The 15,214-nt window shown below is 70.7% G+C and carries 10 protein-coding genes and 1 tRNA gene; 10 read left to right on the top strand and 1 reads right to left on the bottom strand.

Features of this window, described 5'->3' with window-relative positions; translation table 11 throughout:
• The first annotated feature begins 3 nt into the window (after window positions 1-3).
• The 5 genes from AC4H2G_RS02215 (at window position 4) to AC4H2G_RS02195 (ending at window position 3,826) form a co-directional block, all read left to right on the top strand.
• The gene (locus tag AC4H2G_RS02215; RefSeq protein WP_494364130.1) at window positions 4-1,545 is read left to right on the top strand and encodes an alpha/beta hydrolase; all 1,542 of its coding nucleotides are present in this window, start codon (window positions 4-6) and stop codon (window positions 1,543-1,545) included.
• Window positions 1,546-1,722: 177 nt separating this feature from the next.
• Window positions 1,723-1,798 (top strand) — tRNA-Thr (locus AC4H2G_RS02210).
• Window positions 1,799-1,955: 157 nt separating this feature from the next.
• Window positions 1,956-2,192: a helix-turn-helix transcriptional regulator gene (locus tag AC4H2G_RS02205; protein WP_494364129.1), complete on the top strand. Its 237-nt coding sequence runs from the start codon at window positions 1,956-1,958 to the stop codon at window positions 2,190-2,192.
• The gene (locus tag AC4H2G_RS02200) at window positions 2,192-3,589 is read left to right on the top strand and encodes a tyrosine-type recombinase/integrase (RefSeq protein WP_494364128.1); all 1,398 of its coding nucleotides are present in this window, start codon (window positions 2,192-2,194) and stop codon (window positions 3,587-3,589) included. Before AC4H2G_RS02205 ends, AC4H2G_RS02200 begins: the two co-directional genes overlap by 1 nt.
• A gap of 75 nt (window positions 3,590-3,664) precedes the next feature.
• The gene (locus AC4H2G_RS02195) at window positions 3,665-3,826 is read left to right on the top strand and encodes a hypothetical protein (RefSeq protein ID WP_494364127.1); all 162 of its coding nucleotides are present in this window, start codon (window positions 3,665-3,667) and stop codon (window positions 3,824-3,826) included.
• Between the two features lie 803 nt (window positions 3,827-4,629).
• Here the strand turns inward: AC4H2G_RS02195 and AC4H2G_RS02190 are convergent.
• Window positions 4,630-5,097, bottom strand: coding sequence for an Ig-like domain-containing protein (locus AC4H2G_RS02190; protein WP_494364126.1), 468 nt, complete (start codon window positions 5,095-5,097; stop codon window positions 4,630-4,632).
• Window positions 5,098-5,222: 125 nt separating this feature from the next.
• On the opposite strand from AC4H2G_RS02190, the gene AC4H2G_RS02185 reads away from it, so the two are divergent.
• From AC4H2G_RS02185 to AC4H2G_RS02165, 5 genes are all read left to right on the top strand, one after another.
• Window positions 5,223-5,672: a hypothetical protein gene (locus AC4H2G_RS02185; RefSeq protein WP_494364125.1), complete on the top strand. Its 450-nt coding sequence runs from the start codon at window positions 5,223-5,225 to the stop codon at window positions 5,670-5,672.
• A gap of 163 nt (window positions 5,673-5,835) precedes the next feature.
• Window positions 5,836-11,313 (top strand): hypothetical protein, encoded by a 5,478-nt coding sequence (locus AC4H2G_RS02180; protein WP_494364124.1) that lies wholly within the window; start codon window positions 5,836-5,838, stop codon window positions 11,311-11,313.
• A 148-nt stretch (window positions 11,314-11,461) separates the two neighbouring features.
• Complete coding sequence (locus AC4H2G_RS02175; RefSeq protein WP_494364123.1) at window positions 11,462-12,847, top strand: DUF1254 domain-containing protein; 1,386 nt, start codon at window positions 11,462-11,464, stop codon at window positions 12,845-12,847.
• A 94-nt stretch (window positions 12,848-12,941) separates the two neighbouring features.
• Window positions 12,942-14,231, top strand: coding sequence for a DUF1254 domain-containing protein (locus AC4H2G_RS02170; protein ID WP_494364122.1), 1,290 nt, complete (start codon window positions 12,942-12,944; stop codon window positions 14,229-14,231).
• Window positions 14,228-15,187, top strand: a complete 960-nt coding sequence (locus tag AC4H2G_RS02165; RefSeq protein ID WP_494364121.1) for an HAD family hydrolase — start codon at window positions 14,228-14,230, stop codon at window positions 15,185-15,187. The genes AC4H2G_RS02170 and AC4H2G_RS02165 overlap by 4 nt, the downstream gene beginning before the upstream one ends.
• The last annotated feature ends 27 nt before the right edge of the window (window positions 15,188-15,214 follow it).

Here is a 15,214-nt window from a genome sequence, read left to right as displayed (position 1 = left end):
GGGGTGAAGTCCCGCCGCGCCGTCCTGGCCGCCTCGTCGCTCGCGCTCGCCCTCGTCGTCGGGGCCTGCTCCGTGCCGCCCAAGGTGCAGATCCCGGCCGACGCCGTCCCGTCCGCCGGCGCGGCGGAGGGGACCGGCGAGACCGGTCCCGAGGGGTTCGAGGACTTCTACGGGCAGAGCCTCGCCTGGGAGGACTGCGAGGGCGGCTGGGAGTGCACGACGGCGCGTGCCCCGCTGTCCTGGGACGACCCGGGGGCGGGGGAGACCGAGCTCGCGCTCAAGCGCCTCCCGGCGAGCGGTGACCGTATCGGCTCGCTGCTCACCAACCCGGGCGGCCCCGGTGCGTCCGGCGTGGACTTCGTCGGGGACGCCGCGCAGCTGATCGGAGAGCCGGTCAAGGCGGCGTACGACCTCGTCGGGTTCGACCCGCGCGGCGTCGGGCAGTCGGATCCTGTCGCGTGCCTGGACGACGCCGCCAAGGACGAGGCGCTGTCCACCGAGTACGACGTGCCCGACGGCGAGGCCGGGCTCGAGGAGCGCCGGGCCGCCTATCGCGAGTGGGCCGAGGCGTGCGCGGAGAACACCGGCGACCTCCTGGGCCAGGTCGACACGCAGAGCGCGGCGCGCGACATGGACATGCTGCGTGCCGTGCTCGGGGACGAGACGCTCGCCTACCTGGGCTACTCCTACGGGACACAGCTCGGCGCGACGTACGCGGGCCTGTTCCCGGACAAGGTCGGCCGGCTCGTGCTCGACGGCGCGATCGACGTCACGTTGTCCTCCGCGGAGACGAGCGAGCAGCAGGCCGTCGGGTTCGAGAACGCGCTGCGCGCCTACGTCGAGGACTGCCAGGCGGGGGCGTCGTGCCCGCTCGACGGCGACGTCGACGACGGGCTGCGGCAGGTGCGCGCCCTGCTCGACGCCGCGAAGGCGAACCCGCTGCCCACGAGCTCGGACCGCAGGCTCACGTCCACGCTCGCGTTCTACGGCATCGCCGTGACGCTCTACAACGACCAGAGCTGGCCCGTGCTCACGCAGGCCCTCACCGAGGCGCTCGACCAGGGGACCGGCACGGCTCTGCTGTACCTCGCGGACTTCTACAACGACCGCAACCCCGACGGGTCGTTCGCCACGAACTCCACCGAGGCGTTCCGCGCCGTCGGCTGCCTCGACGGCCGGCAGGACCCCGACCCCGCGACGATGGAGGAGCAGCGCGAGCGGCTCGAGGTCGAGGCGCCGACCATGGGCTCGTTCTTCGCCTACGGGGCGCTCACGTGCGCCGACTGGCCGTACCCCGTCGTCGAGCAGGAGTTCGACGTCCACGCGACCGGCGCCGCCCCGATCGTCGTCATCGGCACCACCAACGACCCCGCGACGCCGTACGTCTGGTCCGAGGGCCTGGCGAAGGCGCTCGACTCCGCCGTGCTCGTCACGTGGGAGGGCGAGGGGCACACCGCCTACGGCCGCTCCAACGCGTGCGTCGGCGACGCCGTGGACGCCTACCTCGTCGACGGGACGGTCCCCGAGGACGGCCTGACCTGCTGACGTGCTGACCTCGGACGGGCCGGCCTGCTGACGTCGCGGACGCGTCGCGCACCTCACCGGCGCCGCCGCGAGGCCTGTCCGGCCGGTGGTCCCGAGCCGCTTTGGAGTCTGGGCCGATCGCCGGGTACAGTAGGCGATCGTTGCGGCGGTTCGCGCGAGCGAGCCTCACTGCAGCACGCCGCCTTAGCTCAGTCGGTAGAGCGATTCACTCGTAATGAATAGGTCGTCGGTTCGATTCCGACAGGCGGCTCCACCAGAAGCCTCTGACCTGCGGAAACGCGGTCAGGGGCTTCTTTCATGCCCCGCCCTACCTCCTCCAAGGTGTCACTTTGGGGCTACATTCACCGGCGAAGTGGCTCCACGGAGCGCCTCGGAAGACGCTGGAAGTCGCCCACACGCATAGGGCGTGCATGACGAACTCACGCACCCACACCCCTGCCCCCATCCCCGGCCCGTCCCCGCGGTTCCTCACAACCGCCGAGGCCGCCCGCTACCTCGGCTACCGCCCGCACACCCTGGAGACGTGGCGGACGACCGACGACGGGCCAGCCTGTCTCCGTATCGGGCGCACCGTGCGGTACGACATCGCCGACCTCGACGCCTGGGTCGAGGCCCAGGCGATACGGACCGCCGCCAAGGCCGCCTGATGCCCCGGGAGGCACTACGCCCGGGCGAACTCGGCCGCATCCGCTTCTACCCCCACGGGGACGGCCGAGTCCGTGCCGAGGCCTACTACGCCGACGCATCGGGTGCTCGCCGCCGCGCAAAGACGCTCGCCCGCAATGAAACCCTGGCACGCAGAGCCCTCGTCGCCAAGGTCGCAGAGCTCAGTGCACCGTCCGACGAGCAGGAACCGGCCGGCCCTGCCTTCGAGACGGTGCGAGACGCGTGCCTCGCGTGGGTTGAGACGCTCCCGGCGAGGGGTGGTTCCGTCACGACCCATGGGCAGTACGCCCGGGCCGTGCGGGGCGATGTACTGCCCGGACTCGGTGACGTTCGGCTCAAGGACCTCACCACCCACGTCGTGCTCACGTGGCGACAGAGGCTCGTAGACGGAACGGCCAAGACGCGTGAGCCAGAGCCGGGGGAGTGGCGTGGGTTGCGGAAGGTCGTGGCACCCGACGGCACGGTGACCCGCGTCCTGCCGCCACGGCTCGGGAGCACCCGGCAAGCGGAGCTCGCCCAGACGGTGTTGAAGCAGGCGCTCGACCACATGGTGATGTCGGGCGTCCTCGACCGGAACCCGGCTGACCGTCTTCCGCCGTTGCGGCACACCCCAAGACCTGCCCCGGAGGCGTTGACACCAGAGCAGGTGCGCCAGGTCGTGCGCGACGTGGAGAACTGGTGCAACCCGCGTGTGAAGCGTTCAGGCCGCACCTGGAAGACCTTTGGCGCCCTCGTCGCGATGCAGGCGGCAACGGGCGTTAGGCCGGGCGAGGTCCTGGCGCTGCGTTGGTGCGACGTGAGCCTCACTCCTCACCGCGGGACGGTCGCCGTCACGGGAACGGTCGTCGTCGAGACGGGGCGGGGAGCATGGCGCAAACCCGCCCCCAAGACCCGCAACGGCCTGCGAACCCTGGACTTGCCCGAATGGGCGGCGGAGAAGCTACGGGCAATGCGGCCAACTGACGCCGAGCCGGAGGACCCCATCTGGCCCTCGCCTGTGCCAGGGTGCATCTGGCGCTCTCCGTCTGCTGTCCGCCAGCAGTGGGGCCGATTCCTCAAGGCGCAGGACGCCCTACCGGAGAGCACACCTCAGAAGGCCTTCCGCAAGACGGTGGCGACCTTGGTCGCTCAGAACCTCGGCCTGGGTGCCGTCCCTGCCCAGATGGGGCACGGCAGCGTGACGGTCGGCGAGCAGTTCTACGTGGAGCCGACCCGCACCTCACCACGTGGAGCTCGCGAAGTGCTTGATGCCCTGGACCCCGAGTTGCTCATCTTTCCTCGCGCCGCCGACCGTGCCCCGCGGGCATGGGGCAATCGATCGTTTCGTGCATCGGAGGAGCGAAGGCACGAAGAAGACCTGGAACAAGAACCGACCTAACCTGGTGCGGCTTCGACGCGGTGGGCGGTGTAGAGGCGCCGCTGCTGCACCGGGATCGACGAACCGTTCCCCGCGGTGTCGGGGTTCAGCAGGGCGGTGCGGTGCAACGAGTACGCGAGCGACCGGGCCCGGACATGGTCGCGGTGCACGCCCAGAAAAGCTCAGGCGGTCGACGACGACGCGTACGAGGACCTGGCGCCGGGTTCGCGCGGCGAGGTCGACGACGACGACTTCTGATCGCCGGATCGGGGCGAATGGTTTCGTTCCGGGACTAATGCATATAGATGGGTCTCTACTAGGACGGACCAGGTGTTACGTGGTCGGATCGCCCGGCACCGAGCACGGTGCCCGGTCAGCGCAGAAGGGGGCCGTGGGACGGGTTTCTGACGGTCGACCGCGCATCTGTCAGATAAGCCCGGCTGACTTGTCACTTCCGGAGGGGTCGGTGACAAGTCGCTGCGAGCATCGCCGCAGGTCACAGCGCTACTTGTCACCCTTGTCACTTGGGGTGACAAGTGCGTTCTCGCAGGTCAGCCGCCCTTTTTGGGGCCAAAACAGCTCGACTTGTCACTTTTCCCGGGAGGTAGCTCTATAGGGGAGGACGGGGGTTTCTATTGAGGCCGGATCCCTAGATATATACATAGGTCATGCGCGCTAACGTAGGTGATCTGCAGTGACAAAGTGACAAGTGTACTCTCTCGTGTCCGATATAAGTAGGTATGTAGTACCCCTCACCAGGAGAATTGCCTGAGGCAACCTTGTCACTTGCCTTGTCACTTGCTCAAAATCTGGTGACAAGACGACGATTTCGGCGCCATCACCGCAGGTCAGAGCACGAAAACCTGGTGACAAGACCGCGCAGGCCCTCGAACCGCCCCGCAGACCAGGATCAGGCAGCCGCCCGCTCGCCGCGCTGCCGCCGACGCGCCGCCAGCAGGAACAGCCCACCCCCGATCAGCGCGAGAGAGCACAGCGCTTAGGTCATCAGCTCCGACCCCGTCGGTGCGTACCGGCCACCCGGCGCGCCCGGCGTCGACCCGTCACCCTCGCCCGGCGGCGGCGTGGAACCACCATCGTCCGAAGGCGGCGCCGGCACCGCGGCGCCGGCCTCGACTGTCACGGTGATCGTGCCCGTCGCAGTTTTTCCCGTACGCATAGGTGCTCGTGTACGAGCACGACCTCTGTCCGGTGAAGCCGTCCGCGGGTGTGAACACGACCATGGCTCCTGAGACCTCGCCCGTGCCGCCGGTGCAACCGCTCACCTCCGTGAGCTCGATGCCCTCGCCCGTGTCGTTGCCGAGCACGTCGATCCGCATCGCGTCCGGAGCCGTCGTGCTCGCCGTGTCGTCCGCGGCGACCGGGGCCGCGACCACGTGGACGGTCACCGTCGCGGTCGCGGTCTGACCCACGGCGTCGGTGATCGCGCACGAGAACGTGGTGTCCCCGGTGAACCCGTCGTCCGGGACGAACGACAGCGTGCCGTCGTCCTCCAAGGTCGGCCAAAGCACGAGGCTCGTTAGCGCCGCCGTGGGCATCGCGCGGACTTCTACGCATAGGGACGGGTAAGCACCACATCTTCGAGCAGGGAAGGAGCCGACGGGTCACCTCCAAGGTATCCCGTCAACACCAGGGCATGAGCACGTACACCGAAGTCCAGCACCCTCGCAGCGCCGACGGCCGCTTCGCACCGAAGCAGGTCGCCGAGGCGGCGGCCGTTATCGACGCCCTCGCGTCCGTGGTGACTTCTGCCGCTGGCGAGGAGGAGTACGTGCCGGTGGAGCGCCAGGCCTGCATCAAGCAGTTCGGCCCCGAGCCGTGCCCCGTGGTCGGCCCCGACACCGCGGCCATCGGGCCGGTCGAGCGCATCGAGCACGGCGACCGCGTGGAGTGCTGCGATGCTGCGGGCCGCCTGCACCGCGCCGACCGTCCGACGCTCGAGTGGGACAACGGCGACATGCGGTCGCGCTGCCTCGGGCCGCTCGGGACGATCTCTGGTGCCAGAGCGCATGTGATGCTCCGCAGGACCTGCTTGATCCGCGACTCGCTCGGACGTGTGCCTCGTCGATTGCGAGGGCGGAGGTAGGCGCACAATGCCAGTTCCTTGGACTGCTATAAGGGCAGTGTGTGCCTTCGAGGACTGGATCGGGTCTAGTTCCCGATGGTCATGGCGCGCCGAGGGGAGTACAACAGAGGACGGAGGGGTCGGTGTCGCCCGCCCCCAGAGGTACCGGGGGTCCTCGATGCGCATGTCGCTCCGTCGCGTTGTGGCCGCGCTCGCATGCCTGGGGCTCGCCCTCGTCCTCCTGGTGGCGCCGCCACCCGCGCCGGCGGCCGCCGCGACGATCTCCAGCGGCGGGCCGCTGTCGACGATCACGGTCTCCCCGGACCTCAACTGCGACGTCCGGCACACGCTCGACACGTCCGCGGAGTGGTACGGCCAGACCGCGTGCGGGACGTTCGCCTCGCTGAACGGCGCGCTCTTCGGGCCTCAGAACGTGCCGGCCGGAAGCTCCGCCGCCCCGCGCACCGCGTGGACCCCGGTGTCACAGTCCGCCGTCTCGGGTGCCGGGACCACCGCCGACCCGTACACGATGGTCACGACCGTGCGGAACTCCGCGGGGGTGACCCTCGTCCAGACGGACTCGTACGTGGTGGGCGAGGAGCTCTACAACACCTCGGTCACGGTGCAGAACCCGACGGGGGTCCAGCAGGTCGGAACGCTGTACACCGCCGGGGACTGCTACCTCCAGAACTCCGACCAGGGGTACGGGCGCGTCTTCGGGACGGCTCCCGCGTGCAGCGCGTCCACGTCGGCAGGGTCCCGGATCCAGCAGCTCCTCCCGCGCACCGGGGGCAACTCGTACTACCAGGCGAGCTACTCGCAGGTCTGGTCGTGGATCGGCACGCAGCGGCCGTTCCCCAACTCGTGCCGCTGCACCGAGTACATCGACAACGGGGTGGGGATCAGCTGGCCGCTCGACGTCGCGCCCGGCGCGTCCACGACCTTCGCCTGGTCCACGGTCTTCTCCCCGACCGGCGACGTCCCGCTCGCCGTCTCGGCGACCTCGCACGCCCCGAGCGTCCTGCCGGGCGCGGCGAACGGCTACCGGCTGCAGGTCTCGAACCCCAACGTCTCGGCAGCGACGGTCGGCCAGGTGACGGCGACCCTGCCGCCCGGGTTCACCTACACTCCCGGATCGACCCTGGGCGCGACGACCACCGACCCGGCCTTCGACCCCGTGACGCGGACGCTCACCTTCACCGGCCCCTTCGTCGTGCCACCCGACGGCGTGATCAGCATCGACTACGGCGTGACCGTCTCCGTCGTGCCCGACACGTACACGATCGACGCCTCCGCGACGTCGCCGTCGTTCCCCGTGAGCGGGGCGGTCGCCACCGCACCGATCACGGTGCTGGCGGTGGCGGACCTCGCGATCAGCAAGGTCGCGTCGACGCCGTCCGTCGTGGCCGGGGGTCCGCCGATCGTGTTCACCCTGACCGCCTCCAACGCCGGGCCTGGCGTCGCGAGCGGGGTGCGGATCACCGACCCCGTCCCGTCCGGGCTGACCTTCCTCCCCGGCTCGTCGACGCCCGGGTGCTTCCTCGAGATCGCGACCAACCGTGTCGTCTGCCCGGTGGGGACGATCGCCGTCGGCGGGTCGACGGCCGTGGACCTCGCCTTCGCCGTCGCCTCCACCGCGGCCCCGGGCGGTCGGAGCAACACCGCCGCCGTGAGCGGGACCGTCGACGACCCCGTCCTGGGGAACAACACCGCGACCACGCCGTTCTCGATCACGCGGACGGCCGACCTGTCCGTCGTCAAGACGCGGACCGGTGGAGGCGCGACCGTCGACGCGGGCGGGCAGATCACGTACTCCCTGGCGGTGGGCAATGCCGGACCGTCCAGCGCCGACGTGGCGCTCACGGACGTGCTGCCCGTCGGGGTGACCGTGGTGTCCTTCACCGGGACCGGGTGCAGCGCGACGACGCTGACGTGCGCTTTCATGCTCGCCGCCGGGGGGACGACGACGGTGACGCTCGTCGCGGCCGTGGCGCCCGGGACCGCGAGCGGCACGACGCTGACGAACACCGCCCGGGTCACCACGACGGCCACCGACCCGAACTCCGCGAACGACACGTCGGCCGTCACGACGACGGTGACGCGCTCCGCCGACGTCGGGGTCACGAAGCGGCCCCTCACACCGTCTGCGACAGCCGGCGGTGTGGCGCGCTGGGAGGTCGGCGTCGCGAACGCGGGGCCCTCGACGGCGACGTCCGTCGTGCTGACGGACGCCCTGCCGCCCGGGTCGACCTTCGTCCCCGAGGAGTCGTCGGCGTCCTGCGCGCTCGTCGACGCGGAGGTGCAGTGCGCGCTCGGCACCCTCTCGCCCTCCGGGTCGCAACGCGTGACGATCGCCGCGCTGCTCCCGTCCGACCTCCCCGACGGGTCGTCCGTCACCAACACCGCCGTGGTCTCCCACGCGGACCCCGACCCGAACGCCGCGAACGACACCGCGAGCGTCGCGAGCCCGGTCGTGCGGGACGTGGACGTCGCGGTCGTCAAGGACACTACGGCGGAGCCGGTGGTCGCCGGCGAGTCCGTCACCTATTTGATCGACGTGATGAACACCGGCCCGTCCGACGCGTCCGACGTCGTCGTGACGGACCCGGGCGTCGCGGGAGTCACCTGGACCTCGGCGGAGGTCACGTCAGGTAGCGCAGGCACGTGCGAGATCGTCGACGGCGACATGACATGCACACTCACGGTCCTGCCCGCCGGAGGGTCGGCGACGATCACGCTCGTCGGGTCGACGGACCCGCTGCTCCCGAACGGCTCGACGTTCGTCAACGGCGTCACGGTCACGCAGGCCGAGACGGACCGGGACACGACGAACAACGAGTCGTCGGACGCCGTCAACGTCGTCGCGATCACCGGAATCAGCCTCGACAAGCGCGAGAGCGCCGTCCCCGCCGTGGCGGGAGAGTCGTTCGGATACACCTTCACGGCATTCAACCGCGGGCCGTCGACGGCAGAGGACGTCGTCCTCACTGACACGCTGCCACCGGAGCTGCTGAACCCCGTGGTGTCCGACAGCGGCGACGCGAGCTGCGACATCGCCGCCGGGACGCTCACGTGCACGTTCCCGGACCTGCCCGCGGACCCGGACGGGACCACGCCGTACGCCGTTGCTGTCACCGGCACCCTCGACCCCGCGGCGGCGAGCGGGTCGACCCTCGTCAACACGGCGACGCTCGACGACCTCGACGGCGAGCCCGTCACCGCCGAGGAGCAGACCCCGGTCACGAGGGCGTCGACCCTGACGGTCGAGAAGACGCCGTCGCAGACCGGTGTCGTCGCCGGCGAGTCGCTGACGTGGGACGTCGTCGTGACGAACACGGGGCCGTCGAACGTCGTGGGCGCGGTCGTCCTCGAGACGCCGGACGCCGGCCTGACGATCACGGGCATCACCGGGCCGGGCGTCGCGTGCGCTCTCGCCGTCTTCTCGTGCGACCTGCCCGAGCTCGCCGTGGGCGGCACCGTGACGCTCACCGTGACGGGTACGGTCTCGCCCGACCACCCCACGGGTACGGTGGGGAACTCGGTGACGGTACGCAACCCGCAGGGTGAGGACGTCACGGGCGGGTCGACGGTCGAGGTGCAGAGCGAGGCCGTCCTCACGGTCGCCAAGGACTCGACGCAGCCCGATATAGCGCCCGGAAACCCCGTCGCGTACACGGTGACGGTCGGCAACGACGGCCCGTCGACCGCCACCGGGGTCACCGTGACCGACACGCTGCCGGACGGCCTCACCTTCGACACGGCGACGAGCAGCGACGGCTGCACCGCCGCCGACCAGGTGGTGACGTGCGCCGTCGGGACGCTCGCGGTCGGGTCGACGACGATGGTCACGATCGGCGCCACGACCGACCCCGGCCTCGAGGGTACCGAGATCGTGAACGAGGCGGTGGCGACCGCTGCGAACGGTGCCGAGGTCTCAGACTCCGCGACCACCACCGTCGCACCGGAGGCCGACCTGTCCGTGACGAAGGTCGGGAGCCCGGCGCTCGCCGGGGAGGACGTGACCTGGACCGTCACGGTCAGCAACGCCGGCCCTTCGGACGCGACCGGCGTCGTCCTCACGGACCTGGTCGCGGCACCGCTCGTCCCGGTGTCGGGGAGCTGGCCGGACGGCGCGTGCGACGTGCCCGTCGGCCAGCAGGTCGTGTGCGCTCTCGGGGCGGTCGGCGCCGGTTCCAGCGTCGTGGTCACCCTCGTCACGGCGAGCCCACCTGACGCCGTCCCGCCCGGCGAGACGGTCCTCGCCGTGACCAACACGGCGACCGTCACCGCCGCGACGGTGGACCCGGACCCGGACGACGACTCCGGCACCGGGGCCACGGGTCTCCTGCCCGCCGCGGACCTCGTGACGACCAAGAGCGGTCCTGAGGTCGCGGTCGCCGGGACCGCGATCTCGTACACGCTCGGGGCCGTGAACCAGGGGCCGTCGGTCGCGACGGGCGTCGTCCTCACGGACCGGCTCGACCCGAGCCTGCTCTTTGACCCCGCGTCGTCGGATCCTGCCTGCACGCTCGTCGACCCGGGGACGAACACCGTGGGCTGCACCACCACGGCGATCCTCGCGGCGGGAGACGGCGTGTCGTTCGTCATCGGCGCGACGATCGACGCCTCCCTCGCCGACGGCTCGGTGCTGACCAACAGCGTGGCGGCCTCCGCGGACCAGCCGGACCCGACGCCGCAGGACCTCGGGACCGTGACGACGCAGGTCGTCGCGGTGGCGGACGTGTCGATCACCAAGACCGCCTCCGCCGTGGAGGCGGTCGCAGGGTCGACGCTCGAGTACACGTTCGTCGTCTCGAACGCCGGTCCGTCGGCCGCGCGTGACCTCCAGTTCACCGACGGGGGTCCGGCCGGGGGACTCGGTGGCGGTCTCCAGGCCGGCGCCAAGGGCGCACCGGCGTGCCCCGTGACGGGCGTCAGGTTCGCCTGCCAGATCCCCGAGCTCCTCCCGGGCCAGTCCCTCACGCTGACGATCCCCGTGACGAGCGACCCGTCGATCCCGGAGGGCACGGTGGTGACCAACACCGTGCGAGCCGAGAGCTCCGTGGCGGACCCCGTCGTCGAGAACAACGTCGACTCCGCCTCGGTGCGGTTCGTCCGCAGCTCCGTACTCGGGCTGACCAAGACGGCCTCTGTCGCCACGGCCGGCGTGGGCGAGGAGGTCGCGTGGACCCTCGCCCTCGTGAACCAGGGTCCGTCGACGCTGGAGGACGTAGCGGTCACCGACACGCTCCCTGCGGGACTGGAGCTGATCGGCGCCGACGAGCGCTGCACCGCCTCGACCACGGGGGCCGGCACGGCACGGGTGGACTGCGCGGTGGCCACGCTCGCACCCGGCGAGAGCACGTCGTTGGTCGTGCGGACACGCGTGGGCGCCGACGCACCGGACTCCCTCGTCAACGTCGCGACCGCCGCTGCCGACGGCGCACCGCTGGTCAGCGCGGACGCTGCGGTCGGCGTCGAACGCCCCGCCGGGACCGGTGGCGGCGCCGCGCCTCCCGGCGACCGCGGTCCCGACATGGCGCAGACGGGCCTCGACGCGTCCCAGCTCCTGCTGGTCGCCTTCGCCCTCGTGATCGTCGGCCTCGGGTGCGCGACGTTGACCGCGACGTCGCGGTCTCGTGCCCGGGAGACCGGCATCTGACAACGTACCTGCGACCGTGCGCAGCCCGCGCCCCGGTGGGTTGCACGCGATGCGGCGCCCACACGAAGGTGGGTTGGTTGCGGTCGCGCCCCGGTTGAGGCTGCCGTAGCGTCGGCTCCGGCAAGCCCGGAAGCCCTTGGAGGCACGGATGGACCGCACGACCGACTACCGGTTCGACCAGGGCTTCCCGGACGAGCGGACTGTGCAGGAGGCCTACGACCGGAGCGACTTCGCGCGAGCCGTGGTCTGCTACAAGCACTTCTTCCCGGCCGTGTCGGGGGTCGCGATCTTCACGGGCAACGAGAAGGTCGGCGTGGTGGCGAACGAGGTGTTCGGCACTATGGACACACGGCCCGGGCAGGTCGGTCTCACGCTGAACTCCGACACGCCCTGTGCGCCGGTGCTCCTCGATCTGTCGGCGGGCCCGATGGTTGTGGAGATCCCGCCCGGGCCGATCCTGGGTGCCGCGATGAACGTCGACCAGAGCTGGATAGCGGATGTCGGGCTTCCCGGGCCGGATGCGGGCCACGGGGGAGAGCACGTGCTGCTCCCGCCGGGGTACGACGGTCCGGTCCCCGAGGGGGCCCACGTCGATCGCGCTCTGGGTAGCCGGGTGGTGGTCGGGCTGCGCGCGATCCCCCAGGGCGGCGACGTCGCGGCTGCGATGGAGCTGCTGCGCTCGGTGCGTGTGCGCCCGGTAGAGGACGACGATGGTTGGCGGGAACCTACGTGGGTCGATCTGACCGGGACTTCGCAGGACACGACGCCGAACGAGGTGCAGGGGACCCTCGAGTACTGGCGCGTGCTGCACGAGTACCTGCGGACCGAGCCTGTGCATCCCGAGGACCGCGCCTACGTCGGCGAGCTCGCGGTCCTCGGGATCCGGGCCGGTGAGCCGTTCGACCCCGACGACAGGCTCAGGGGCATCCTGACGGCGGCTGCGAGGGACGCGGACGCGCAGATGCGTGTGCAGTCGTTCGCGGACCGCCGGCCGGACCGGGTGGTCTGGGAGGACCGCGAGTGGGAGTGGGTCACGCTGCGCCCGGAGAACGCTGCGTTCGAGACCGGGGGCCACGTCGACGTCGACGCCCGGCAGACGTGGTTCTACCAGGCCATCGCGACCTCTCCCGCGATGTTCCGGCGTCAGGCCGGGGCGGGTTCGGTGTACTGGTTCGTGGCCCGCGACGCCGACGGTGCGTACTTGGACGGGGGGCGCACGTACCGCCTGCGGGTACCGCTCCCGGTGCCCGCGTCGCTGTTCTGGTCGCTCACCGTGTACGACGCGAAGTCACGCAGCCAGATCGACGCGGCGCAGGGCCGTGCGGCCCTGCGGTCGTTGTTCGAGCTCGCGCAGCGGCTCGACGGCGACGAGGTCGAGCTGGTCTTCGGCCCGCAGCCGCCCGCCGACGAGACCGCGTGGGCGCAGACCGTGCCGGGGCGCGGGTGGTTCGCGTACTTCCGGGTGTACGGGCCGCAGGAGTCGGCGTTCGACGGCGCGTGGCGTCCGGGTGACGTGGAGCCCATCGAGTCCTGACCGAGCGCGTGGGCGGCACCGGTCGCCCGTGGGAGGAGCTGTCGTGCAGCATGCAGGTACCGGGTCGGTCGACCGAGGCGTCCACCGGAGGGCGGTGGAGTGCGCTGTCTGGGGCATGGCGGCGGTGAACTACGAGCTGATGCGGGCCCGGCTGGCGCCGGCGGGCGATATCGAGTTCGTCTACTGGTCGGGACTGCTCGACTCGGACAACCAGACGCTCACCCCCAACCCCGACCTGATCTACTACATGGCGTTCCTGGACCCGGGCCGCGACGGACCCCTCGTCCTGGACATCCCGCCCAGCAGCGGCGACAATGCCCTCAACGGGAACGTGTGCAACATCTGGCAGGTCCCGCTCGAGGACGTCGGGAAGTTCGGGGCGGACGCGGGTGCCGGCGCGAGGTATCTGATCCTGCCGCCGGGCTACGACGGCGTGGTCCCCGAGGGCTACGTCGTCCTGAGGTCCGACACCCGGCGTGTCTACGCGCTGCTGCGCTCGGTGCTTCCCGAAGGCACCCAGGAGGCCCTGGACGCCGGGCTCGAGTACTGCCGGCAGATCAAGGTCTACCCGCTGGCCGAGGCGGACGACCCGCCGGAGACCTCCCGTCGTGACCTGCAGGGCGAGGTCGTCGACACGCGGATCCCGTACGACGTCCGGTTCTGGCAGGCGCTGCACCAGGTCGTCCAGGACGAGCCGTGGTTGCCGCGGGACCGCGCCTTCGCGGAGATGCTGGCGGGGATCGGCATCCGCCGGGGCGAGCCCTTCGACCCGGATGCCCAGCACGTGGCAGTCCTGGAGGACGCTGTCCAAGATGCGCACGACTGGCTGCGTGAGCTCTACGAGCACAAGCCACCGTTCGTCGAAGGCCGGCAGTGGTTCTTCCCGGCCGGGAGCGACTTCGCCGCGGCGCAGAGCACCAACTACGCCGACGACCAGGTCTACCCGTACACCGACCGCGCCGTGATCTATCAGATGGCGTTCATCGGGCTCAAGAGGATCGGCGTCGGCCAGTTCTACCTGGTATGCCTGAGGGACGCGAACGGCGACCTCTTCGACTCGGCGCGGACGTACCGGCTCCGCGTGCCGGCCGGGGTACCCGTCTCCCAGTTCTGGTCGGTCACGATGTACGACGCCGAGGACCACACCTTCGTCCGCGACGCCACGAAGTACTCCGTCTCGTCCCAGACCCCCGGCCTGGAGGTAGACGACGACGGATCCGTCGTCGTCTACCTCGGCCGCGACCAGAGCGACGGGCCGGCGGCCAACTCGATCAGCCCCGCAGGCTCGAGCGGCTTCGAGCTGATGTTCCGCTTCTACGGCGTCAAACCCGAGGTGATGCACAAGCAGTGGACGCTCGAGGACGCCGAACCGACCGACACATGAGCGTCCCCGAGAGCGGCGCCACCGCCGCCCCACGACCGCTGCCGTCGTGGAACGAGGGTCCGGCGCGCACGGCCGTCCTGTCCTTCGTCGACGACGTGTGCGCAGGCGGCGACGCGTTGCCCGCAGCCGAGCGGGTCGCCGTCTTCGACAACGACGGGACGCTGTGGCCCGAGAAGCCCGCGCCGACGCAGCTGCACTTCGTCCTCGAGCGTTGGCGCGCCGCCGCCGCAGCGGACCCGCCGCTGCTGGGGCGCCAGCCGTATCAGGCCGCGTCCTCGGGAGACATGGGCTGGTTCACGGATGCACTTGAGCGGCACCAGCACGGGGACGACACCGACGTCCGGGCCATCGTCGCCGCTCTTCTCGCCACGACGTCCGCCGTGAGCGTCCAGGAGTACCACCACGCGGCCACCCAGTTCTACCGCACCGCCGAGCACCCCACCCTGCGCCGGCCCTACCGGCTCACCGTCTACCAACCCATGATCGAGCTCCTCCGCTACCTCGAGGAGCACGACTTCACCTGCTACATCGTCTCCGGTGGCGACCGCGACTTCATGCGGTCCAACAGCGTCGAGTTCTACGGGATCCCGCCCGAACGAGTCATCGGCTCCGCCGTCGGGCTGACCTACGACGCCGACACGAACGACCTGCGATACACCGAGGCACTGGACTTCCTCGACGACGGGCCGCAGAAGCCCGCGCGCATCTGGTCACGCCTGGGACGGCGACCCGTCTTCGCGGCCGGCAACGCGGACGGAGACATCCCCATGCTGACGTACACCACCGGCAGTCCCAGATCGCTCGCCCTCCTCATCCATCACGACGACGACACCGGGCGCGGGGATCAGCCCTACGACACAGGCGCACAGCACGCCCTCGCCCGAGCCGTCGACACACCCTTCACCGTCGTGAGCGTCCAGGACGACTGGGCGCGGGTGTTTCCCGACCAGGGCTGAACTGGACGTCAGGGGCCACACGACCGA

Source organism: Cellulosimicrobium sp. BMG9.23, assembly GCF_059159985.1.
Note: the sequence above shows the minus strand (reverse complement) of the source record. Positions and strands in the feature narration are given on the sequence as shown.